Source organism: Brumimicrobium glaciale, from assembly GCF_004152935.1.
GTDB lineage: Bacteria > Bacteroidota > Bacteroidia > Flavobacteriales_D > Crocinitomicaceae > Brumimicrobium > Brumimicrobium glaciale.
Map to the genome: position 1 here is coordinate 118,094 of NZ_SETE01000001.1, position 24,518 is coordinate 142,611.

Annotated in this window: 22 protein-coding genes and 1 tRNA gene; 13 read left to right on the forward strand and 10 right to left on the reverse strand. The window is 35.1% G+C overall.

The genetic code is table 11. The features are described from left to right. Nucleotides 1-106: 106 nt before the first annotated feature. On the forward strand, nt 107-2,686 hold the full coding sequence (locus ERX46_RS00450) for a lamin tail domain-containing protein (protein WP_130091861.1): 2,580 nt from the start codon (nt 107-109) through the stop codon (nt 2,684-2,686). A gap of 596 nt (nt 2,687-3,282) precedes the next feature. Here the strand turns inward: ERX46_RS00450 and ERX46_RS00455 are convergent. The 3 genes from ERX46_RS00455 to pheS are packed head-to-tail and all read right to left on the reverse strand — an operon-like array spanning nt 3,283 to nt 5,766. Next, nucleotides 3,283-4,368, reverse strand: a complete 1,086-nt coding sequence (locus tag ERX46_RS00455; protein WP_130091862.1) for a glutaminyl-peptide cyclotransferase — start codon at nt 4,366-4,368, stop codon at nt 3,283-3,285. Between the two features lies 1 nt (nt 4,369). Continuing rightward, complete coding sequence (gene ytxJ / locus ERX46_RS00460) at nt 4,370-4,741, reverse strand: bacillithiol system redox-active protein YtxJ (protein WP_130091863.1); 372 nt, start codon at nt 4,739-4,741, stop codon at nt 4,370-4,372. Nucleotides 4,742-4,743: 2 nt separating this feature from the next. Then, nucleotides 4,744-5,766 (reverse strand): phenylalanine--tRNA ligase subunit alpha, encoded by a 1,023-nt coding sequence (gene pheS, locus ERX46_RS00465; RefSeq protein ID WP_130092492.1) that lies wholly within the window; start codon nt 5,764-5,766, stop codon nt 4,744-4,746. 606 nt (nt 5,767-6,372) lie between these two features. Between pheS and ERX46_RS00470 the strand changes: the two genes are divergently transcribed. The 12 genes from ERX46_RS00470 to ERX46_RS00525 all read left to right on the forward strand — a co-directional run bounded on the left by ERX46_RS00470 (nt 6,373) and on the right by ERX46_RS00525 (nt 15,954). Next, a complete protein-coding gene (locus ERX46_RS00470) occupies nt 6,373-6,750 on the forward strand; it encodes a hypothetical protein (protein ID WP_130091864.1) in 378 nt (125 codons plus the stop codon). A gap of 71 nt (nt 6,751-6,821) precedes the next feature. Then, nucleotides 6,822-7,202, forward strand: coding sequence for a hypothetical protein (locus ERX46_RS00475; RefSeq protein WP_130091865.1), 381 nt, complete (start codon nt 6,822-6,824; stop codon nt 7,200-7,202). A gap of 205 nt (nt 7,203-7,407) precedes the next feature. Then, a tRNA-Ser gene (locus tag ERX46_RS00480) sits at nt 7,408-7,497 on the forward strand. Nucleotides 7,498-7,574: 77 nt separating this feature from the next. Next, nucleotides 7,575-8,420 (forward strand): MotA/TolQ/ExbB proton channel family protein, encoded by an 846-nt coding sequence (locus ERX46_RS00485; RefSeq protein ID WP_130091866.1) that lies wholly within the window; start codon nt 7,575-7,577, stop codon nt 8,418-8,420. A gap of 44 nt (nt 8,421-8,464) precedes the next feature. After that, nucleotides 8,465-8,947, forward strand: coding sequence for a hypothetical protein (locus tag ERX46_RS00490; protein ID WP_130091867.1), 483 nt, complete (start codon nt 8,465-8,467; stop codon nt 8,945-8,947). A gap of 5 nt (nt 8,948-8,952) precedes the next feature. Beyond that, nucleotides 8,953-9,756: an ExbD/TolR family protein gene (locus tag ERX46_RS17625; RefSeq protein WP_242494513.1), complete on the forward strand. Its 804-nt coding sequence runs from the start codon at nt 8,953-8,955 to the stop codon at nt 9,754-9,756. Between the two features lie 2 nt (nt 9,757-9,758). Further along, nucleotides 9,759-10,277: an ExbD/TolR family protein gene (locus tag ERX46_RS00500; protein ID WP_130091868.1), complete on the forward strand. Its 519-nt coding sequence runs from the start codon at nt 9,759-9,761 to the stop codon at nt 10,275-10,277. A 311-nt stretch (nt 10,278-10,588) separates the two neighbouring features. Beyond that, entirely contained in the window at nt 10,589-11,620 is a 1,032-nt protein-coding gene (locus ERX46_RS00505) for a hypothetical protein (protein WP_130091869.1), read from the forward strand. Between the two features lie 77 nt (nt 11,621-11,697). After that, nucleotides 11,698-12,489 carry a hypothetical protein gene (locus ERX46_RS00510; protein ID WP_130091870.1) on the forward strand — a complete coding sequence of 264 codons (792 nt, stop codon included), beginning with the start codon at nt 11,698-11,700 and terminating at the stop codon, nt 12,487-12,489. A gap of 5 nt (nt 12,490-12,494) precedes the next feature. Then, entirely contained in the window at nt 12,495-13,193 is a 699-nt protein-coding gene (locus ERX46_RS00515; RefSeq protein ID WP_130091871.1) for a hypothetical protein, read from the forward strand. A 252-nt stretch (nt 13,194-13,445) separates the two neighbouring features. Then, a complete protein-coding gene (locus ERX46_RS00520; RefSeq protein ID WP_165366104.1) occupies nt 13,446-15,398 on the forward strand; it encodes a T9SS type A sorting domain-containing protein in 1,953 nt (650 codons plus the stop codon). Between the two features lie 103 nt (nt 15,399-15,501). Further along, nucleotides 15,502-15,954 carry a hypothetical protein gene (locus ERX46_RS00525; RefSeq protein WP_130091873.1) on the forward strand — a complete coding sequence of 151 codons (453 nt, stop codon included), beginning with the start codon at nt 15,502-15,504 and terminating at the stop codon, nt 15,952-15,954. 254 nt (nt 15,955-16,208) lie between these two features. Here ERX46_RS00525 and ERX46_RS00530 read toward each other — a convergent pair whose 3' ends face one another. From ERX46_RS00530 to purH, 7 genes are all read right to left on the reverse strand, one after another. After that, nucleotides 16,209-17,084, reverse strand: a complete 876-nt coding sequence (locus ERX46_RS00530) for a CPBP family intramembrane glutamic endopeptidase (RefSeq protein WP_130091874.1) — start codon at nt 17,082-17,084, stop codon at nt 16,209-16,211. After that, complete coding sequence (rodA, locus tag ERX46_RS00535; RefSeq protein ID WP_130091875.1) at nt 17,084-18,484, reverse strand: rod shape-determining protein RodA; 1,401 nt, start codon at nt 18,482-18,484, stop codon at nt 17,084-17,086. The genes ERX46_RS00530 and rodA overlap by 1 nt, the downstream gene beginning before the upstream one ends. Continuing rightward, nucleotides 18,477-20,351 (reverse strand): penicillin-binding transpeptidase domain-containing protein, encoded by a 1,875-nt coding sequence (locus tag ERX46_RS00540; protein ID WP_130091876.1) that lies wholly within the window; start codon nt 20,349-20,351, stop codon nt 18,477-18,479. The genes rodA and ERX46_RS00540 overlap by 8 nt, the downstream gene beginning before the upstream one ends. Further along, complete coding sequence (locus ERX46_RS00545; protein ID WP_130091877.1) at nt 20,348-20,863, reverse strand: rod shape-determining protein MreD; 516 nt, start codon at nt 20,861-20,863, stop codon at nt 20,348-20,350. The genes ERX46_RS00540 and ERX46_RS00545 overlap by 4 nt, the downstream gene beginning before the upstream one ends. Continuing rightward, nucleotides 20,860-21,600, reverse strand: coding sequence for a rod shape-determining protein MreC (mreC, locus tag ERX46_RS00550; RefSeq protein WP_165366105.1), 741 nt, complete (start codon nt 21,598-21,600; stop codon nt 20,860-20,862). The genes ERX46_RS00545 and mreC overlap by 4 nt, the downstream gene beginning before the upstream one ends. A 108-nt stretch (nt 21,601-21,708) precedes the next feature. Next, nucleotides 21,709-22,734, reverse strand: coding sequence for a rod shape-determining protein (locus tag ERX46_RS00555; protein ID WP_130091879.1), 1,026 nt, complete (start codon nt 22,732-22,734; stop codon nt 21,709-21,711). A 93-nt stretch (nt 22,735-22,827) separates the two neighbouring features. Continuing rightward, entirely contained in the window at nt 22,828-24,354 is a 1,527-nt protein-coding gene (gene purH / locus ERX46_RS00560) for a bifunctional phosphoribosylaminoimidazolecarboxamide formyltransferase/IMP cyclohydrolase (protein WP_130091880.1), read from the reverse strand. Nucleotides 24,355-24,518: the final 164 nt, after the last annotated feature.

Consider the following 24,518-nt stretch of genomic DNA (forward strand, 5'->3'; position numbering starts at 1 on the left):
CAAACACGCCTTTCATCTCATTAATTTCACAAACAATTTCGACAATCATACAATACGTTTATATTTGTAAGACTTTTGTAGTTTATATATTGAATAAGACTTTTTTATGAAACATATATTATTGGTTTTTTGCAGCTTCTTTATTTTTACCTCTTGGAGTCAAATGAATGATTCTTTTGATGACGGAGATTTTACAAATAATCCAACTTGGGTAGGAGATGTCACTGATTTTAAAATTAATTCAAATAACGAATTACAACTCGACGCTACGGGAACGGCTGAGAGTTATTTATCTACTCCGCACAACTTAATGCAACTAGACGATAGAGAATGGCGATTTAAAATAAATTATGGATTTAGCCCTTCAATTAACAACAGAGGAGATACTTATTTAACATCAACTAGTGCCGATTTATCAACTAATCCAGATGGAATTTTAATGCGTATTGGCGAAAATGGTAGTGCTGATCCAATTTATTTGATTGAAAGAAATGGAGGAGTAGAGACAACAATTTTAACGAGTACACCCGCTATTGTTGCAACAAGTTTTGATATTGCGGTTAAAGTTATTTACAATGCGAACGGAGATTGGGAGTTATACACCGATTTAACGGGTGGTGTTGGTTATCAATTAGATGCTTCAGCAAATTATCCTACAACTGTTTTAGGACAGCATTTAGGGGTTTGGTTAAAATATACTTCAAGCAATGCAACAAAATTCCAATATGATAATTTTTATGCTGGACCAATTCAAGTAGATAATATTCCTCCAACTATAACAAGTGTCACCGCAATTTCATCAACGGAATTAGAAGTTATATTTGATGAAGGAATGGATCAAACAACAGGTGAGAATGTTGTGAATTACGCTGTAGATAATGGAGTAGGAAATCCAACTTCAGTTCAACAAGATGCTACTAATTTAGGGTTTTTCACGTTGACATTTACGGTGCCTTTTAATGTTGGAGATCTTTACACTTTAACAGTAAGTAATGCCGAAGATGTTGCAGGAAACGCAATGTCGACACAAAGCGAAACCTTCCAATATGTTATAGCACAAACGCCTGTTTTCGGAGATATTATTATCAATGAATTTCTTCCTGATGAATCTCCAGTGGTTGGATTGCCAGAAGTTGAATTTGTTGAGTTGTATAACCGAAGTAATAAATATTTTAATTTAAATGGTTGGAAATTAAGTGACAATAGCTCTTCAGGAACGATTCAAGATGTTTGGTTATTGCCTGGAGAATATTTAATTTTAGTTACAACAAACGGTTTAGCAGATTATCCTCAAGCAACAACTGTTACAAGTTGGGCTTCACTAAATAATGCTGGAGATGATATTGAATTAAGTACCGACGCAGGAATTGTAGTTGATAAATTGTCTTACACAGATAAATGGTACAAAGACGAAAGTAAGGACGACGGAGGGTGGAGTATAGAGCGAATTAATCCAGATTTAGCTTGTTCATCGGCTGATAATTGGAGAGCAAGTAATGATTCTACAGGCGGAACTCCGGGAATACAAAACAGTGTTTTCAGTAATACGCCAGATACACAAGCACCATCAGTAATTGGTTTCGAAACTGAACTTCCAAACCGTTTAAAACTTAAATTCTCTGAAGGAATGGATTCTTTGAGTTTGGAAAATGCCGGATTCTCCTCAACTCCTACTTTAACAATTTCAGCTCGAATTTTAGAAGGTAAATATCCAACAGAAATTACTTTTGAATTTATTGAATCTTTAATTCCAGGAAAACTTTACGCTTACGAATTGAATAATTTTTCTGATTGTTCAGGAAATTCAAATAACTACAGTGGTTCTTTTGTTCTGCCCCAAACTCCAGAAAAAGGAGATTTAATCATCAATGAAATATTGTTTAATCCATTAACTGGAGGAGCTGACTTTGTTGAGATTTATAACAATTCAGATAAATACATTGATTTAAAAGAATGGGAGCTAGGAAACCATAAAGAAGGTGCGGTTGCTAATTTAAAGGAAGTAACGCAAACTTATGTTTTAAACCCAGATGATTACGTTGTGCTCACTGCCGACAGTAATTTCCAATTGATGAATTACCCTTTTGCAATTCCTGGTAAATTCTTGCAGATGTCAAGTTTACCAAGCTACAATAATGACTCGTCAACTGTTTATTTGGTTTTCAATGACACCGTAATGGATAAAGTTTCCTATTCTGAAGACTGGCATTTTTCTTTGCTTAATGATAAGAAAGGTGTGAGTTTAGAACGTTTTTCAGCGGAACAACCATCAAATACAGCTTCGAATTGGCACAGTGCAAGTGAAACTATTGGGTTTGCAACACCGGGGAAAGTAAATTCTCAAGACATGAAACCAGGTGAAGAAGGAGGAACCTTAACTTTATCTTCTAAATCATTCTCACCAGATGGAGATGGATTCCAAGATGTATTGTTATTAACGTACGAAGTTTCATCTCCAGATTTATTGGGAGATTTGGTTATTTACGACGACAAAGGAAGAATCATTAAAACTTTGTTTAAAAGACATTTGTTAGGTGGAACAGGAATTGTAAAATGGGAGGGAACAAGAGAAGACGGTACAAAAGCCGCGATTGGTCCGTATATTATAATGTTTGATGTGTTTAATCTGGATTCAAGTAAAACGCAAACGGTAAGGAAAGTGGTTACTTTGGCGGGGAGGTTGTAGGGGAGGATTGAGGTTTTTTTTTCCGCAGATCCCGCAGATTTTTTTTGGTTGGGTGATGATTGGTTAGTGGTATGGTTTTTCTCCGCTCTCATTCTCTTTCTCACTCTATTTTTTCTTCCGCAGATTCCGCAGATTTTTTTTGGTTTTGTGATGTTTGGTTTGTAGGATGGTTTTTCTCCACTCTCGCACTCTTTCTCACTCTATTTTTTCTCCCGCAGATTTCGCAGATTTTATTTGGTTGGGTGATGATTAGTTGGTAGAATGGTTTTTCTCCTCTCTCATTCTCTTTCTCATTCTATTTTTCTCCCGCAGATTTCCGCAGATTTTTTTTGGTTGGGTGATGATTGGTTAGTAGGTTGGGTGGTAGGATATTTTGGGGGTAGTTGGTGGAATGGTTTTTCTCCACTCTCGCACTCTTTCTCCTTGATCCGCATCTTTAGCATCGGGAACTCTATTTTTTGTTCCGCAGATTCCGCAGCTATTTTTTTGTTGAGGGTGATTGGTTGGTAGGATGATTTTTCTCTTCTCCCTCTTTCTTCTTTCTCCCTTTTTTTACGTTAACAATTAATCATTTACAATTAACAATTAAAAAAACATTACTCTTTAACCAATCCAATTTCCAGTAAATTCGGCCAATTCTTTCCTGTAACAAACAACTGTCTCGTTGATTTCTTGTATGCAATTCCATTTAAAACCTCACCTGTTTTGCGGTAATCCAATGCCATAATACTTGCGTCAATTCTTCCTGTAACCACACCCGTTTTTGGATCGATGATGACCATTTGATTTCTTGTGTAAACGTTCGCATAAATTTTTCCTTCGATGTATTCCAATTCATTTAATCCCTTTACTGGACCTTCATTGGTATATACTTCGATAGATCTTTTTAATCCAAATGTGTTTGGGTCTCTGAAATATAAACGTTCTGAACCGTCAGACATAATTAATTGTTCACCGTCATTACATAATCCCCAGCCTTCACCAGTGTAAGTGAATTTATTCAATTCCTCAAGCGTGTTTTTATCATAAACGAAACACGTATGTTCTTGCCAAGTTAATTGGTAAAGCTTATCTCCCATAATGGTAATTCCTTCTCCAAAATACTTTTCATCAAGCATTTTTTTCTCTTGGATTCTTCCAGATTTTAAATCAACTTTGGCTACCATACTTTTTCCAGTTGCCCCAGTTCCGCCCGTACCTTCATACAATTGATCTCCGTCAAATTCTAAACCTTGCGTGTAAGATGTAGTGGCATGTGGAAATACTTTTAGCACTTCTGCTGAATATTCTTTCGGAAAAACATCAGGAAGAATCTTTAGAATTCTATTGTCACGACGGGTTTTACCATCGTTCAATGTTGTTTCTAAAGTCAATTGATTTGTTCCATAACTCCAAGAAGAAGTATTGACAGCAAAAGATTTTTTATTCTTCTTTATCGGGCCTTCATAAATTACGCTGTCTTTCGTGAAAACTTTAATTGATTTCACTTCTGAAGGCGTAACAATACTAATATCAACTTGTATCGATTGTCCTTTTTGAACTGTTGTATTATTAAAAGGCAATTCGAATCTAGCAGGAACTAAGCTTCCACTTTTGATTTCATCCTTATCACCATTACAAGACATTAATAATGTAAGCAATAATGATAAAATTGCTAAATAGGAAACTGTTTTATGAACCATTTTAAATCGAATTTTTTATTTCACTTGATGAAATACCATTGTGAGATGCATTGAAAATTTCTCTTCTGTTTTTAACTACAATTACTTGCGGAGACTGATGATCAACATCCGTTAATTCGCTAATTGCATTTGAAACATCACGGTGCGCTATTAAATCGATAAAATACAATTCGCATTTATCGTCTTGTTCCCAACTGGATTCAAAACGGCTCAAGGCCATCGAGGAAATATTGCATCTTGTGGAATGTTTGAAAAATAATCCCGTCACATTATCCGTTTCAGCGATGGCTTGTTTTAACTCTTCAACCGTTGTAATGTGAATCCAATTCAACTTACTCTGTTGTGATTTTTTGCTAAATGAAAAAAGTCCCATAATTAAAATGCTGATTTAAATTGTTTTAAAAAGCGTACATCATTCTCAGAATATAAACGCAAGTCATTCACTCTGTATTTTAGTTGGGCAATTCTTTCGATTCCCATACCAAATGCAAAGCCGCTGTATTCTTTAGGGTCGATATTCGCAGCTTCCAAAACACTTGGGTCTACCATTCCACAACCTAAAATTTCTAACCAGCCAGTATATTTACAAACATTACATCCTTTTCCACTGCAAATTGTGCAGCTCACATCTACTTCAGCACTTGGCTCTGTAAATGGGAAGTAAGAAGGACGTAATCGAATTTGAGTTTTCTTTCCGAACATCTCTTGCGCGAAAAACAAAATTGTTTGTTTCAAGTCTGCGAATGAAACATCTTTATCGATGAATAATCCTTCAACTTGGTGGAAGAAACAGTGCGCACGAGCAGAAATAGATTCATTTCTAAAAACACGTCCTGGAGAAATTGTACGAATTGGAGGCTTACTGTTTTCCATTACACGCACCTGTACAGATGAGGTGTGGGTACGCAATGCCATTTCTTTTCCTTCTGTTTCCACAAAGAAAGTGTCTTGCATATCTCTTGCAGGATGTTCTTCAGGGAAATTTAATGCAGAGAAGTTGTGCCAATCATCTTCTACTTCTGGACCTTCGGAAACACCATAGCCAATGCGTTCAAAAATTGAAATGATTTCTTTTCTCACGACACTAATAGGATGTCTTGCTCCAATGTTATTTGGTTCGCCCGGACGAGAAAAATCTACTTTTTCTTCAGTTCCTGCATTGTTAGAAAGTTGCTCGCTAAATTGGTCAAAAACAGATTGTGCTGCATTTTTCAATTCATTGATTTTTTGTCCCACTAATTTTTTGTCCTCATTTGGAACATTTTTCAATTCCGAGAATAATGGTTTCAAGCAATTTTTAGTCCCTAGAAATCGAATTCTAAATTCTTCCAAATTAGCTGAATCTGTTATTGAAGCAGTGTTTACTTCGTTTAAAAGCTCCTCGAGTTTATGTTGAATATCTGACATCTTAAAATGATCTTTACGCTTTATTTTACTTTACAATCAAAGTTGTATAGTGCAAATTTAGCAGTTATTTTTCATAAATGGCCCTACACGATTAAAAGTTGCCTATAAGTCGTCTTTGCAAGAAAGCTCCAAATACTGCGTTATGCTCACCACGGCAAGCTCTGCGTAGGTATTTTTAATTGCAGTCCCTCCAGCAGGCTAGTTACTGAAGAGTAATCCGTTGGCTTGTCGAAGGCAATTTAGGCAAATGGAAAAACGTTTTGAAAAGAATGAAAATAACATTAAAATAATTAGTGTATCGCTTAGCATCTTCAGGGTACCTCATTTATAGAAATAAACGCTTCACAAACCTTGTCTTTGAAGTTATCTTATCAAAGACATTGAAAACTTTTAGTTTACTTGCGGACGCTATATATAGGTCTTTTAAATATAGCTTCTTTAAAGTTGCTAAAATATAACCAATGCTAGCCTCATAATAAAGCCCAACAACCACATATCGAATAGTGCATTATATCACTATTTTTCACGAAAATTATAATTGTATTAGAGATAATAATAATTATTACATAACTTAGCCACTCTAAAAAACATATTATTATGAAATTCAAATTCACAATTTTCTCCTTAATAGTTGGTATGAGTGTCCTTTTTATGTCAGGATGCGCTGAGAAAGACCCTTCTATATTAAAGATCTTTGTACGTTCAAATGCAAATATCCTTACTCCGGATGCTTATGTTAGAATTGTTGGGGATGTTAATAAAGACACTCCAGAATTTTTAGCCGAAGGAAAGACGAACGAATCTGGTGTTGCTACTTTCAAATTAGATGAACTTTTTGATGAATACGGTAAAAAAGATGATAAAATAGCTTACTTTACAGTATATGCGAAGGACACTGCTGAATTCTACACATTAGGAAGTGCTCGTGCAAAGCAATATTTAACTTCAACAGAAACAATTAATATAGACGAATAGCAACTTTTTTGTAACAGTTCTCGTTAACTACAGAACAACACGTTTACTTAAAATTGAAAATTTATAAAAACATGAAAAATTATATCATTTTTACAAGCATTCTTCTGATGATAGGAGGTATGAGTTTAGGATTGGGGTCTTGTAACAAGAAAGCAGACACAATTGCTAAAGTCAAAGTGAGAGACACATCAAATGCACTTGTTTCTGGTGCTAGGGTTATTCTTTATGGAAAATCAACGTTATCTCCAAAGAAACCTGTTATAAGAAGAGATACTGCTTATACTAATTCATCAGGTGTAGCCGTCTTTAACTATAACGATGTTTACCAAACTGGTCAGGCTGGAGTAGCAGTATTAGATATTTCTGCTAGAAAAGGTGACTTAACAGCAGAAGGAATAATTAAAATTGAAGAAGAACTTGAAAATACGACTACAGTATTTCTTCAGCCATAAGTCAAATTAGACAACATTTTTTAAATGAGAAACCTTAATCTTTATTGATTAAGGTTTTTTATTTTTGTTGTTAATCTACTGAAAAGACAAGGGAAAGTTCGATTTTTTGATAATTATCCAATGAATTGTCAAGAAGAAGCGCTGTTTCCTTTTAGAATAAATAATTTTTTGTACTTTAGCCCGTCGAAAAGGTATAAGTTATATTGGAGAGGTGCAGGAGTGGCTTAACTGGCTCGCCTGGAAAGCGAGTGTTCCTTCACCGGAACCGAGGGTTCGAATCCCTCCTTCTCCGCCAGTTTAACTTGTAAATTTTTGAACAAATTAGGAATATTAATAATTTTACAGAAACGATTAATTTTTAATCTTTGGAACATGAAAAAAATAGTTAGTTCTTTAGCGATCATCGGAATGTTTACTTTCGGTTTTAGCACAGTATCATTTGCAGACCAACAAGATCCTGCAAATCAAAATGGAGTAGAGCTTCAAGATGATTCATCATCTATAGAAGCTATTTCTGCAGAGCCAATGCCCGTTGAGGAAGCGCCTGCTGAAATAGAGGAAGCTGAAGTTGAGAAAGAAGTAGGTTTTACTTCAACTCTTAAAAAGAAGTTTATCGAAGGAGATCCATTCTGGATGGGTATCGTATTGATTGCTTTGATTATCGGTATTGCACTTTGTATTGAGCGTATCGTTTATCTTAACCTTTCTTCTATTAATACTAAGAAATTCTTAGCAGACGTAGAAGCAGCTCTTGCTAAAGGAGACGTTGAAGGAGCTAAAGAAATCTGTCGTAACACAAGAGGGCCAATTGCGTCTATCTTCTATCAGGGTCTTGCCCGAGTTAATGAAGGAGTTGATGCTGTTGAGAAAACAGTTGTAGCTTACGGTGGAGTTCAAATGGGACTTTTAGAAAAAGGTATCTCTTGGATTTCTTTATTTATTGCACTTGCACCAATGCTTGGGTTTATGGGTACGGTAATCGGGATGATTCAAGCCTTTGAGAAAATTGTTGAGGATGGTCAAGTATCTCCAATTACAGTTGCTGGTGGTATTCAAGTAGCACTTTTAACAACGGTATTCGGTTTGATTTCAGCTATTATTCTACAAATCTTTTATAATTACATCGTTGCTAAGGTGGATGGAATTGTTAACGAAATGGAGAACTCATCAATTTCATTGGTGGACATGATGATTAAGTATAAAGTTGGTCAAAACTAATTTTATCATCATCTATTTATTCACTTATAAAAAAACCATATATTATGGATAATGAAAAGAAATTGAACATATTGGGATTGATCATTAAGATTGTGATTGCTGTTCCTGCTTTGATATTCGGTTTTATAGTTATGACTTCAGGAGTAAATGCTGAAAGTGATGAGCTGGTAAAACAATCATTCATGGATAGCTTTGCGTTTAGTGGAGTAGCTAATATTAGCTTTTATGCAATCATTCTTGCAGTGATTCTAGTTCTTGTGTTCTTCGTAGTTTTACTTGTTACACGTCCAGTTCAAGCAATAAAATCCATTCTTGGAATTATTGTAGCAGCTGTTTTGTTCTTCATTCTGTATTCTATTGGAACTACAGACACTGTTGAATCATTAAACGTAACAGGAGATATTACAGCAAGCGCGGCAACATTGGACTTTACCCATGCTGGAATTTATACTGCTATAATTGGTATAGCAGTGTGTTCTGTATTGGCTATGTTCATGGGGCTAATTGTTAAATTAATTAGAAACTAATAGGAATGTCAAAGCGAGAAGTACCGGAAATTAATGCAGGTTCGATGGCGGATATCGCCTTCCTATTGCTTATCTTTTTCCTTGTTACTACAACAATGGACAAAGATACGGCTTACTTGCGCAAAATCCCTAAGAAAATAGAAACTGAGCAACCACAGGTTCCAGTTGAAGAGAAAAATATCTACAAGATTGCTATCAATAGTAAGCAGGTTATCCAAGCGCGAGATTCAATTATCAAGCCTGAAGATATATCAACGTTGAACAGTAGAATCAAGCATTTTTACACTGTGAATAGAGGTAAAAAAGCTGATCGTGCACTGAACTATCCTTATTATGCATATGGTTCTAAAGAATTATATTCTACCAATTTGCAGAATCAACAGAATAGATTAGACGCATTAGAAAATCAAGAGCAAACTGATGAGAACACAGAAAAATTCATCGAGCAGGCGCTGTCAGCTATTGCTAAATGGCAAGAAAAGTTAGACATGATGAATCTTTACACGCAATACAGTGGAAAGAAGGAAATGCCAGAAATTGCTTTCGAGGCACACGTTCGTCTAGAGTCTTTTGTTGATACAGATTATTCGGCTTATGTTGCTGTTCAGTCAGAAGTTCAGCGTGCAGTTACAGAATTACGTGATGAAGAGTCAGAATCTCTTTTTGGAATTACATGGACGGCGATGAACCGTTACATTATTCAAAATGAGCTTGAAGATACTCCTGAGTTACGTCAGTACAAGAAGCACACTGAATTGATAGAAACTTTGTATCCTCTAAGATTAATTGAGGTTAAACCAAAACGTTAATTATGTCAAAATTTAGAAATAATGAAGGGAAGCCAGCTCCGGCGATTAACACGTCTTCTCTTCCCGATATTGTTTTCATGCTTTTGTTCTTCTTCATGGTAGCTACAACTACAAAGGAGATTGATCCATTGGTGAGGGTTATCCCAGCGCAAGGTGTTGGTTTAACTGATTTAACACCATTTAAGCAGCGTTCTACGGTAGACTTCGTTTATCTTGGTGAACCAATGAAAGGTGATGCAGATAAATTCCCGAGTAAAGTAGCTGTTCAATATGATGGTTTACTTCACCCAGATGGAATTAATTACATCGGTAAATGGAAATTGGCGAAGTTTAATGATAAGCCAGCTGAAATGACTGATCCAAAGGAGAACATCATTACTTGTTTCAAAGCAGATGAGAAAGTTCCTATGGGAGTAATCTTTACTGCACGTGAAATTTTAAGAGATTTGGATTTCAATTCAATCGCTTATTCTGCTGCGGAAATGGGGAATAAAAATGATTACAGTATTAGAGAACAGTAAGTAGAACTAACTTTTTTTAAAATATTAATCCCATCAGCAGAAATGTTGGTGGGATTTTTTTTATTTAGGCCTTATGAGTGTTCAATTTTTGTTTTTTGACTTGTATATTTATAAGTGTTGTAGCTGGGATTGTGATTTCTTGAATAGCATTGAACTTATAGGATTTTAAATTTGGAATCTACAGGTTCTTTTTCCAAGGCCATTCAGATTCCCAATTTTCAATTAAAAGTAACATTCTTTTATTCTTAAAAAAAATAGAATTTATTTGCTTTTAACTTAACTTAACTTTATGGAAATTAAACACTTTAATTATGAAAAAACTATTGACTATTCTGGCAATTGCTTCAGTTTCAACTGCGGTGCAAGCACAATTTAACACGCCTTGGACAGAAACCACCAGTAACGCATTACAGAGTGGATACATTGGTATTGGTACAAATCCTTCTTCTAGCACAACTGTGCTGCCCAATTTCAATTTACAAGTACATGGAGTGGCCGATTATTTTACTACAATCACAGGGCAAGGGCCAGGAGGCCCGCCAGCAACCTCAATAAATACGAACAATGGTAATGATAAAGAGCTAGGCAATAATAACGTGCTCAAATCTACTACTAATCATGGTCCTACTTCACGTATAGGGCTAACAAACTCATTCACAGGTTCAGGAGAATTTGACGGAGGAATTATTAGAATGTCAAAGAATGATTTAAGTATAGCCAACTGGGAATCTGGGGATTTGTCTTTTGCTAGTAGCGGTTTGATTATGAGATTCTCAAATGTTTCTAATAGAATTTCAATTAACGGTAACGCCAATAACACTGGTAATAAATTGGGTAAATTCAATATTCAGGCTCATTTGGACAATGGATTAAGTGTCGAATCTATGGGAACTGATAAGTTCGGAATCCGTGTTAAAGTGAAAGATGATAACAGTAATATTTTTGAAGGGTATGGCGGTGATGATAATGAAGCTAACTTTCAAGTTACTGGAGCAGGTGAAGTTTACGCAAGAAAATACATCACAACTCTTAATCCATTTCCCGACTATGTTTTCCAACCTGATTACGAACTAAAAACTTTTTCAGAGCTTAGAGACTTTATAAACACCAACAAACACCTCCCAAATATGCCAACGGCATTAGAGGTAGAGGAAAATGGTGCTGATATTGGAGAAATCAATAGACTTCTGGTTGAAAAGGTAGAGGAGTTGACTCTTTATATCTTAGAACTGGAAGAGCGAGTTGTGGAGGTAGAATCAACAGATGAAGAAGAGCCTGCATTGGAAGAACGCATCACGCGCCTTGAAAAAATGATAAGTAATTTATCAGAAGAACAAAAATAAATGATAAATTGAAACTTACAAACCAATAATGATCGAATTCGTAATTGACAATTCATCATTCGTAATTTATAAATGCTATGAAAACTTTAATAAAATTACTACTGCTCGCTTCTGTGTTTTTACTTGTGATATTTGCTTGTAAAAAAGATCAGTTAGAAATAAAGAAGACGGCGGATCCTTGTGATTGTGCGAGTGAGGTGAGTGCGGATTTTGATATTTTGGAAAGACATTCATTCGCCGGTGGTGGAGGCGCATTAACCACTACCGATAATGTATTATCATGGTCGACCAAAGAGGTTCGATTTCGTGCTAAACAGAATGATGCTGAATATACATGGTATATAGGAGCTGATAAAGAGTATGAACGTGAAGTATTTTCAAATTTTGGAACTGAATGGATCGGCAGCACTATACCTGTAACACTAGTTGTTAAGAAGAAGCCTAACCTCATTTGTTTTCCAAATGATGATGGATATGACTCAATTACGAAAACGTTTAAAATTTATGAGATGTGTCACGAACCCTATCTTTTGGAAGGTACCTTCCGAATGGCAGAGAAGAACAGTTCAGATTCCATTGATATCAAAATTGAATTTAAACAATACGCCCCATGGAATGACTGCTTAACTGCAGATATTACAAATTTTGACGGAGAAGGCTCAACATGTCCAGGGAATTATTTCAGAGGATCAAAAAGTTATAGGTATTTCCAAGTAAGCGGAACTCCTACAGGATCTTGTGAAAGTATTGGAGCTTTTAAGGCTTGGAATCATTTAAGTGGAATTTGTGAAATGAAATATTTCTATAGAATAGATGGAGATCCAAATAAAGAAGTCAATAAACATATTTACGGCCGAAAACTAAACTAGAAATTATGAAAAGAATAGTATTGATTATATTTTGCATTGTAGGTTGTCATTGTTTGAGTCAAAATGCTCCATGCTTGAATAATGTGAGTACAGACCCGAAAGCACCATCGAATACAAACTTGCCAAATGACATTCATCCAGTGGTTTCGTATGATTTGTTGTTTCTGAATAATTTTAATTGGATACCTTTTTCACCAGCTGGAGGTTTGAGTGACCTTCAAACCTCTGATTTGCCAGGATTAGGATCTAGTCAAGTTATGCGTTCTCTATATGACAACGCAACTGGTACGGACCCCTTTTATCAATATATTAATGATGAAGTGATAATGCCTACAAACGGTATAGGTGGTTTTATACCAAATCACCAAAATGGTTGGGAACTATTGGGTGTAAACTTAGGCTTTTTTCCAAACGGGACAAAATTTTTAGATGTGGATGGTGAATCAAATAAATATCCTACCATGCCTTATGTGATTCTTTATCAAAGATATTTGGGTAAAATTCGAGTGTTTGTAAATATTCAAGAAGAGTGGGCGCAACATAATGCGTATGACGCAGCAAGAATTAGATTAACTTTAAATAACAGCGAAGGAATGGAACTCAATGGGTTATTTCGTTTGCAAAACGGAATTGATCAGAGTTTAGATCAATCTACTGTTGTAAGGTCTATAGGTGCATTAGCAGCTTCTCCAAACGACAGTTAACGTTGGATAATTGCAGACTTCACTGTCGCTCATGATCCATGTGTTTGCGTTTATTCATCAGCATTTAATATAGATGTTGAATTAATTGAGAATATTGATTTTAAACTTTATGGGAGAGGTATTGAGACAAGCGAAGAGATTATAGATGCTAATGGCGACTTTATCAACCCTCAACAAGATTATTTAGGTAATTTTTCTGTTGATTATGATAACCCTGAAATAGTAGGTGGTGGTTTTATAATGTACAAAAATATGCAATCTATGTTTGATGATTATATTGATGATATGGAGGTGTATGATAGTACGTTAAACATTAATGGTGTACATAATAAGAAAGTGAAAAAAAATTTAGCTATAGTTAAATGGGTAAAACATGCAGTTAAATTTGGTGTTGCGGTTGCTTCATCAGGAGGCACTACGCTTTCCCAACAATTAATAAGTGGCTTGTTACAATTTGCCCCAGAGATAGGTGGTTCAGATAGCACTAAAATTAAAGATAGATGGGAGAAGATATTTAAAGCGGCAGAAAAAATATTGGGAGAAGAGCTGATGACATATATTAATGATAATTTCAAAGAGAAAGAATCACCTGCCGTTCCTATCAAGCCAATGGCTAATTTTTCAGAAATGAACTTCAAAGGTAGAATGCAAGATATAGATACTAAAAATGGGCCAACGATATATACACCAGGTACTTATGGTAGTTCTATAACAAATGATTTACCAAATCAGCATTTTTATCCAGTTTATAATGATGCATTAGGCGTCTTTGCGTTGCTTAAAAGTCCGAAAATTAATATTTCCAGAACATTCAAAGACTTTTCTTGCGAGGTCTACAAGTCTACCCCTTTTTCTAATTTTGATTATTGGCCAGAGGCTCCCTATGAAGGTAGTGAAACGTATGATTTGAATGAAGCAAATATTGAAGAAGAAATTCAGATAGAACTAGCAGAAGAACTTAAATATACCTTTAATTCTAGTTTAACTATTAAGAATTATACGATAGAAACGAGTTTTATTGTAGAGGGTGGGTTGAAATTATCTACTAATCCTTATTCTAATTCCCTTAGTTACAGTTCAGACGAATCAACCCAAATTATTAGCTTGCCAAATAGAAATATAAATATTGAAAGTTCTAGCTTTAATCCAAAAGAGATAGAAGTGTATAAGGACAATAATATTATTTTTGATGATTTGGATTATCAAACATTACATGTTCCAATTGATGCCCTTAATAGCTCCACATTTAGTTTTGGAATTAATAAAAAATTCACAGAAAAACCTTTGTGGATAACGAGAAAGGATCGAATAAACAGCATTATAAATAGACCTTATTCTTCATGTTCATTTATTAATGATTTACTTACAAAAGATGTCGTTACAAATTATGAAATAGGTGATATTTATCTAAAGCTAATTATAAACGTTACTTTTGAAGGTGAAAAGACGGATGGTTCACCTCATGAATACACTTACGTTTTTACATATAAAATTAATCCAGAAGATATCGACGACAGTTTTACGAACTCTCTTTATCCTAATTTACCTGGATCGGCAGGAGACATCACTCAGTACCCTGAAAACCTCTATTTAAACGAAGTGAATTTTGATGGTTCTCAAATTGAAGGCTGTACCTTAAATGGCACAATATACAATTGCAAAGCTTGGAATGACATTACTTTATCAGGTGATTTTATGGTTGGGAACGGTATTAATGTTCTAATTGAAGCAGGAAACGAAGTTTTAGTGGAACCGGAAACAAATACTCCCCCTGAAATGATTTGGCAAGTTGATCCTGTTTTAGATTTCAGTAATCCAATGCCAGCAGTAATATCTGATACTGTGACTAGCTTCTGTGGAAATATAAAAAGATATCAAGCTAATTCTTCCAATATGCCTATCTTCAACAATGATTCAACAATAGTGTACGAAGAAGACGTTCGAGACATCTTCGACTTCAGCATCTTCCCAAATCCAACAAGTGGGAGTTCTACGGTGAGTATTACTTTAAATGAATCTGCTAAAGGAGATTTGTTTATCACAGACATGAATGGGCGAACTTTAGGAACGGCATTTAAAGGTCAAACATTGCGAGGAGGTCAAACGGAACATCAATTACCAACAGCATCATTAGCGAGTGGTATATATTTGGTACATTTGTTTGTTGATGGAGAACGTCATGTGAAACGATTGGTGAAACAGTAATTTAAAATGAAGAATGAAAAGTGAAAAATTAAAAATGGTGTTGAAATAGTATTTTTAATTTTTCGCTTTTCATCCGATTTCTATCGGATTAAAAATAAACAATATGAAAAAGCTAACAATATTATTACTAGCAACAGCATTTATTTTTGCAGCTTGCGACAAAAACAATCGTGCTTCAAAGAAGCTGATGAAAGCAGGAACATGGGAAGTTGTAGAACTTTCCGTTGATGGTCAAAACATTACTCCTTTACCAACATGGCAAGTAAATGATTGCGACATCTATGAAACATTATGCACTGCAACTTGGACGCTTGAAGGAAAGCAAAGTCAATTCTACTGGCAATTCAACGAAAAAGCGGAACTGTTTACTATTTCTAGAATTGTAGCTCCAGAAGATTGTGAAGATTTCTACACCGAAGAAGTCGAACAACAAACTTTTAAGTTTAGCGGAGATTATGAAGTTGTGGAAAGGAAACGTAAATCCATGACTTTTGAGAGTTCTAAGACTTTGGGGTTTGAAGGGGAGAAAGTGGTGATTAGGGTGGAAAAAAAATAATGAAAAATTAATAATTAAAAATGAAAAATAGGGTTTCAATATATTTTTTCGCATTTCAGAAGAATTGAAGTAGAGGAAAAAAGAATGAAAAACTAAAAATTGGACTTTAATGTTTTTTTTCGTTTTTTAAAGTGTTTCAATGTAGAAATGAAGATTTATTAGTTTAACTAAGACTGAATAATTGGGCTTTAGTTTATTTTTTTGATAGTATTGAAGGTAAATTCTAAAAGTGAGTTCTACGAATTTTTCACTTTTCATTTCTCACTTTTCATTTGATTGTTTTTCGTTTGAAAACGAAAAACAATCAACCCTAAAAGCAAAACCGTAGCCGGAATAGTTGCTACCAAATCCAACTCATTCATCCACGACGGAAAGTTATCGTTGGCTAGCCAATATACATTCAAGATGTTATTTAACGCATGCATGATGATTCCTGGAATAATGCTTCCAGAAACGTAATACATCATTCCTAATACGAGTCCAAAGGAGAACAATGGAAGGATTTGAATGTAATTGAAATGCAGTAAGGCAAAAATGACTGAACTAGAGATTAAACTCAAAGTAAGTTTCTTAGTACTGTTCAACATGTGGTGGAATAAGAATCTTCTGAAGGCAAACTCTTCGGCAATTCCAGTAATCAATCCAATGATTAATAATGCAGCAAAGAAACTCATAGAACCGCTTTTTCCTACTAAGCTTGTTAATTGTTCGTCTGCTATTTCTTTGGCAGCCACAAGTCCTTCATAAACTCCGAGGAACTTTGTGATGTCTAGGTTAATTTCACTTATAAAAGGCAAAAGGAAGAATACTGAAACAAATAATAGAAGTGACCATACTATTGTGGACAGCTTTGGTTTACTGATTATTTTCTCGGCATCTTTAGTTAAATAACTGTATACAATTCCTGGAGTAAGCAAAAATCCCAATTGGAAAGGCATGAAATTGATAAACATATACTGGACAGGAAACGACTTGAGCTGTATAGTTAAGTTGTCAACTGGCATTTCTGGGTAGCTGATTGTCATTACCAAAGTAACGATGATAGAAATCAAGATAAACGAAACGGCGCCTATCGTAAAGAGTAGAACCGCTTGAAGAAAAGGCGTAAATGAATCAAATTTTTCTTTCATTATGCAAGGACATCTTTACGTTGACTATCTAATTTCAATAAAATAAGAATCATAATGAGGAAGGACATCATGGATGAACCACCGTAACTAAAAAAGGGCAATGGAATTCCAATAACTGGAATAATTCCAATGTTCATACCTACATTAATTGCAAAGTGATAGAAAATTATCATGGCGACAGAATTGGCGTACACCCTGGCAAATCGGCTCTTTTGCCGTTCTGCAATGACTATTATTCTGACCAGTAAAACGGTAAAAAGAACCACCAAAGTTGCTGAGCCTACAAAGCCCCATTCTTCGGAATATACAGAGAATATAAAATCTGTTTCACTTTCAGGAACGTGTTTACTTCTTGGACTAGATAAAATTGCCTCATGATATCCAACACCAGAAAAACCACCAGATCCAACGGCAGCCAAAGCTCTGTTTCTGTTGTAATCTTTTCCGTCTTGATCTTGAATTTTACCTAGCCACAAATCAATTCTGTCTTTTTGGTGAACCTGCAAAACATTCAAATAAGTATAAGAGATCAGTCCAACTAGTCCGACAGTTACGATATACACAATAAGAATTGCGGCTCTCATTTTCTTTTTATTTCTCTGCGCTGCAAGTTTCTGATTGATGAAGAAAGAAATAATAAATAGAACTGAGATAATTATCAATAGTAGCATCCAACCGGGTAAATCATAACCAGGCAGAAATGAAAAGGTATGTTTTGACTCAGTAAAATACAAGGTGATTATACTGAGGAAAATGATGATGAATAGAACAGGAATAAAGTGAATTCCAACGAAAGTGTGTTTAAATCTTAATCCCAAAACACGGTTGGAAAAGAATAAGATAATTGGATCAAAAGTTATTCCTTCACGGTACATTACAAAAAAGAATGCTGTAAAAACCAAAAAAGTTCCGGTATCATTTTGAATCAAAACCAATAGCATTGTCCCTATAACAACAGATAACGCTAGAAATAAGGAACGCTTGGAGATCAATTTACCTCTGTTTTCGGAAATGATATACGCTAACATTAACGCGGTAGTTAGTTTAGAGAATTCGGAGGGTTGCACACCAAAAGGACCAACTCCCAACCAAGATCTAGCTCCATTAATGGGTTCAGTAAACAATACAAGAACAAGCAAAATCAAAACAGTTACAAATGCCAATGGAGTAAGTTTCCGGATGAATTCTGCCTCAATAAGCGATATTACAATACCTAGGAAAAGACCGATTCCAATCCACATTATTTGTTTACCATAAAGGGTTTTAATATCAAATAAAAATGGTCTTTCAGGATTGTATGCCGCTGAGTAAATGTTGACAATTCCCATCAATACTAGCGCGGCAACTACCACGATAGTCAACCAATCCCACCCCACTGTTTTTTCTCTAAAACTATTCATTAATATTTGTAAAGCGTTGGTCTAAAATTCTTTTTTCTTTTAACGAGTCAGCTATTGTACCTGTAAGGTATTTCTCCATCATTAAACTTGCAATTGGTGCTGCCCAAGTTCCTCCAAATCCCGCATTTTCAACAAATACTGCAATGGCAATTTTAGGATCATCAAACGGTGCAAATGCCATGAAAACAGAGTGGTCTTCTCCATGTGGATTTTGAGCTGTTCCTGTTTTTCCAGCTACAACTATATCTTTTATTCTTGCTCTTCTTGCTGTTCCATGTGCTTCATTAACAGCACCACGCATTCCTTCTTTTACAGCTCCAAAATGTTTGGATTCCACCATGGTGTATTTTTTAACTTTAAACTTTTCTTGTGGACCCTCATTACCTATACTTTTCACTAAATGCGGTTCATAATAAAATCCTTCATTTGCTACGATAGCAGCTAAGTTGGCCATCTGAAGGGGAGTTAATTTAACTTCTCCTTGACCAATACTATTCGATCGAATAGTAGAAAAAGCCCAACGGTATTCTCCATACCAGTGATTATAAAATTCCACATTTGGAATAACTCCGTTTCTTAAACCAAAAATATCTGTCTCTGGTCTAATTCCAAAACCGAAACTGTGCATATACTTTTCCCAAATAGCGAGGCCTTCTGCTGCATCTTTAAAATTATTGGAATATTTACCTTGTTGAATAATCTTTTTTACTTCGTAATAGAAATAGGGATTACAAGAATATTGAATTGCTTTTGAAACGCTATTTGCTGGCGGATGATTGTGACAACCAACCCAAGATCTTGTACAAGGAAATGATGCATTTTCATCAATAACACCCTCTTGCAATCCAATTAATGCATTCACGACTTTGAAAATTGATCCTGGAGGATATTCTGCTGCAAGTGGTCGAGGATAAAATGGTTTTAATGTATCCTTATATAGTTTTTGATAATTGGTGCGAATATTCCTTGTTCCAACCATTAAATTAGGGTTGTAACTTGGAGCACTCACCATTGCTAAGATTTCACCAGTTGAAGGTTCAATTGCCACAATTGATCCGAGCTTGTTTTTCATGAGCTCCTCGCCATAAGCTTGAAGAATGATATCAATTCCTAAATGGAGTGGAGGGCCTTGTTGCGCATTTGTATCTAATTTTCCACCTGCGAAATTATCAACCAATTTTCCTCTTGAAGAAGTAAGGATAACTTTCGTTCCTTTCTTTCCTCGCAATTCATATTCATAATATTTCTCTAATCCTGATCTTCCAATGAAATCTCCAACTCTATAAAATCTTCTGTCTGCGTTGAGTTCTGGACCACTGATTTCATTCAGATAACCATAAATATTTGCACCATAAGGATAAGGATAATCGCGCATGCTCATTGGTTCTTCATAAAAACCTTTGAACTCTGAAAGATCCATTGCAATTTCGGAAATTTCATCGGCGGATAATTCTTTCAAAAATGCATGAGGTAAATAGCTTCGGTAATCGTTAACAACTGTATCGTTTCCTGTCGTTTTACTGCGTGTTCTTCTATCAAGTTCTTTGCGTATTTCAGCAAATCTTAGGTGAATAGAATCAACAGAATAACCAATAAGTTTTGAGAAAGCGAGTGTATCCAAATGCTCAATATCATCTTCTATAAACATGAGATTATAGTAAGTTTTATTGGCTACTATTTTCTCACCGTTTCGATCATACAAGATTCCTCGTGGAGGTTTAATCGTGATTTTTTTCTTGGCAACTTCTCCAGCACGTTCGATCCATTTGTCATCAACCACTTGCATATAAAAAAGCCTAGCGGTGAATACAATACCAACAAAAACGAAAAGGAGGATAAAAACGAGACGTCTATTTTCTAAATTCATACATTTTTAGACTTTTTAAAGAAAAGTACTTGGATGAGTATAAATATAGTTAAAGTTATAATGGAACTTAAGAATGTGCTGGTAAGAATTTCTTGCCAAGCTGACCATTTGAAATATTCAAGACCGAAAAACCAAAAATGGTGAAGCAAAATTGTAAGTGCTGAAACTTTAATGAACCAAGGATATCCCCAATCTTTAGCAATTGGTTCTTTAAGAATATCATATCCATCTCTTGGAGCAAATTGTCTGAAAATTCCAGGTCTAATGTAAGCTATAAACACTGAAGCGCTGGCATGCAAACCAAAGGTATTCATAAAAAAGTCGACGCCTACTCCTGCAATGAAAGCCAATAACATTAGCACAACAGGTCGGGTGTCGAAAGGAAGCATAAGAATAAACAAAGGATAGATCATCGGATGAATTCCGTATCCAAAAGGCAGTTGTCCAAAAATCAATCCTTGCGCAAGCACAAAAATCAATAAACGAAGTATGTTTTTTACGAGATAATTCATTGTAATTCAGGAATCTTTTTTTCTAATGTTTCAAGTTCCAATTTATGGATGTTTTTGATCACATAAACATACCTCAATTTTCTCATGTCTTGGTTCAGTCTAACGATAATATTCCATCTTGGCTGACCTTCTACAGGCTCAATTTTTTCAACTATACCAATGGGTTCTCCAGGCGGAAAATATCCACCGCTTCCTCGTGCTAAAACTTTTGATCCTATTTCTACTTCAATATCATTAGAAAATCCTGTGAGGTTTACTCTTCTTGGATTTGTTCCTTCATATTTTATCAAACCATGTGCGTTGGACTTGTTTATGAAAGCACTGATATTTATATCTGTAGTTAAAACAGACTTTACAATTGCGAAATTTTCTGAAACATCATAAACAATTCCTACAATTCCATTCGATGAAACAACACCCATTTTTCTTTCAATCCCTTTATCACTTCCCGCATTAATAGTAAAATAATTATTGGCGTGTGTATGGGAGGAGTTAATTACTGTTGCTGGAGTTCTTTCAAAACTTAACCTTCTTAAGGTGTCATTAATTAAGGCAGTATTGGTATCAATAGAAATAAAATTATCAGCAATTCTTTTTTCAAGAAGCACGTTTTCGGCTTGTAATTTTTCGTTGGCTTCGTCGAGATAAAGGTATTTCACAATATCTCTTTCCCACGACAATAAAGTCCCTGTTACTGCTGTAGATGAGTTAAAGAACGCTGTTCTTGGGAAACTCATAACCGTAAAGTATGAACTTAGTGCGGCAATTTGTAAAATCAGAAAGACAAGAAATACCCTGAACCTTCGAAAGAATGCTATAAACTTTAGCATGAAATATTATTGCTTTTAATCTCTTATCAAGAATTGGAAACGGTTTATATTTTTTAAAGCGATACTTGTACCTCTGGCAACTGCTCTTAATGGATCTTCTGCGATGTGAACCGGTAGTTTTGTCTTTAATGACATACGTTTATCTAGTCCACGTAACATTGAACCACCTCCAGCTAAATAGATTCCTGTTTTGTAAATATCTGCAGAAAGTTCTGGCGGTGTCATTTCTAAAGCACTCAAAATTGCTTCTTCGATTTTAGAAATTGATTTATCTAAAGCGTGAGCAATTTCCACGTAGCTTACGATAATTTCTTTTGGAATACCTGTCATTAAATCTCGTCCACGCACAGCAAAATCTTCTGGTGGATTATCTAATTCTGGCAATGCAGATCCTACTTCAATTTTAATTTGTTCTGCGGTACGTTCTCCAACCAAAATGTTGTGTTGACGGCGCATATATTCTTCAATATCTTTTGTGAAGTCATTTCCAGCTACACGAATTGATTTATCACTAACGATACCACCAAGAGCGATTACTGCAATTTCAGAAGTTCCTCCTCCGATATCAATAATCATATTTCCCATGGGTTCTTCAACGTCAATTCCAATCCCTATTGCGGCAGCCATTGGTTCATGAATCAAATACACTTCTTTTGCTCCTGCGTGTTCTGCAGAATCACGAACGGCTCTTTTTTCAACTTCTGTAATTCCAGATGGAATACAAATTACCATTCTTAACGAAGGATTGAATAAACTCTTGCGCTTCTTGATCATTTTGATCATTCCACGAATCATTTGTTCAGCACACTGGAAATCAGCAATTACACCATCTTGAAGCGGGCGAACCGTTTCAATTAGCTTATGGGTTTTACCATGCATTTGCTGGGCTTTTTTACCAATAGCAACAATTTTACCTGTTTGAATATCTCTAGCAACAATTGAAGGTTCATCAACAACCACTTTATCATCCATTATGATGAGTGTGTTTGCTGTCCCTAAATCTATTGCAATATCTTGTGTTAAAAAGCCAAATAATCCCATATCGTTTCTGCCGCGCTAAAATTGTCTATATAGTGTAGTAAATATAATCCCAAATTTAGGGAAATTTACGAACTAATTTTTATTTATTTTATATTAATGTTTAAAGTGACGATTTCCAGTGAAAACCATCGCCATTTGGTGTTCGTCACAATACTTAATTGATAACTCATCTTTAATTGAACCTCCTGGTTGAATCACTGTTTTTATACCTTCATTATCAGCAATTTCTACACAATCTGGGAATGGGAAAAATGCATCAGATGCCATTACCGCTCCGTTTAAATCAAAGTTAAATGATTTTGCTTTGTGAATAGCTTGATTCAATGCATCAACTCTAGATGTTTGACCTGTTCCACTCGCTAATAATTGACCGTCTTTTGCTAAAACGATGGTATTTGATTTTGTGTGTTTCACCAATTTATTGGCAAATGCTAAATCTTTATTTTGTTGGTCTGTTGTTCCAACCTTAGTTACCGTTTCGAAATTTTCAATTTGATCTGTAATTAAATCTCTGTCTTGTTCTAAAACACCATTCAAAATAGTTCTGAATTGTTTCTTAGGAAATTCGAAAGGTTTTTGAACCAGAATCACTCTGTTTTTCTTCGATTTTAAAATCTCAATCGCTTCTTCGTCGTAAGTTGGAGCAATTACCACTTCACAGAATAAATCATTGATTAAAGTCGCAGTTTTGGCGTCAATTTTTGTGTTTGCAATCAATATTCCACCAAAAGCAGAAACAGGATCACCCGCTAAAGCAGCCGCATAAGCTTCTTCAATTGTTGAACGAGTCGCTAAACCACAAGCATTGTTGTGTTTTAAAATAGCAAATGTTGGATTTTCATTTTTGAAATCTTCCATTAGGTTAACTGCTGCATCAACATCTAAAAGGTTGTTGTACGAAAGTTCTTTACCGTGCAATTTGTCAAAAACACTGTCTAATCCTCCGTAGAAAATTCCTTTTTGGTGTGGGTTTTCACCGTATCTTAAAACTTGTGATTCAGTAATACTTTGTTTGAATACTGCTTCGTCGTCTTGATTGAAGTAATTGAAAATATGTGTGTCGTAATGTGAACTTACGTTGAAAGCATCTTTTGCGTAGGCTTTTCTTTGCTCAACTGTAATTTCTCCTTTTTGATCAGTTAAAATTGACAAAAAGTCTGCGTATTGTTTTGTTGTAGAAACCAACATTACGTCTTTGTAATTTTTTGCAGCTGCACGAATTAAAGAAATTCCTCCGATATCAATCTTCTCAATGATTTCTTCGTGTGTTCCTCCAGCGGCAACTGTTTCTTCAAATGGATAAAGGTCTACCATTACCAAATCAAAAGAGGGGATATCAAATTCTTTTAATTGTTCTTGATCTTTAGCGTTGTCTTTTCTGTTCAAGATACCGCCAAAAACTTTAGGGTGAAGTGTTTTTACTCGACCACCTAAAATTGAAGGATAAGAAGTTAAATCTTCTACACGTAGAACTTTTATTCCCAGCTCTTCAATAAATGATTGTGTTCCGCCTGTGCTGTAAATCGTAACGCCTTGATTTGAAAGTTCTTTTACGATTGGTCCAAGTCCGTCTTTATTAAAAACAGAAATGATTGCACTCTTGATTTTTGTATTGCTCATAACCCATTTGATATTAAGCCTACAAAAATAAGTAGTTTAACTGAATAAGGTCACTTTTTACGATCAATTTACATAATGTTTTAGGTTGTCGGTTGTCGGCTTTGAGCATTAGGCTGTATGCTTTAAGCTTTATGCACGTTACAGTATTTAAAAAGTTATTGGAC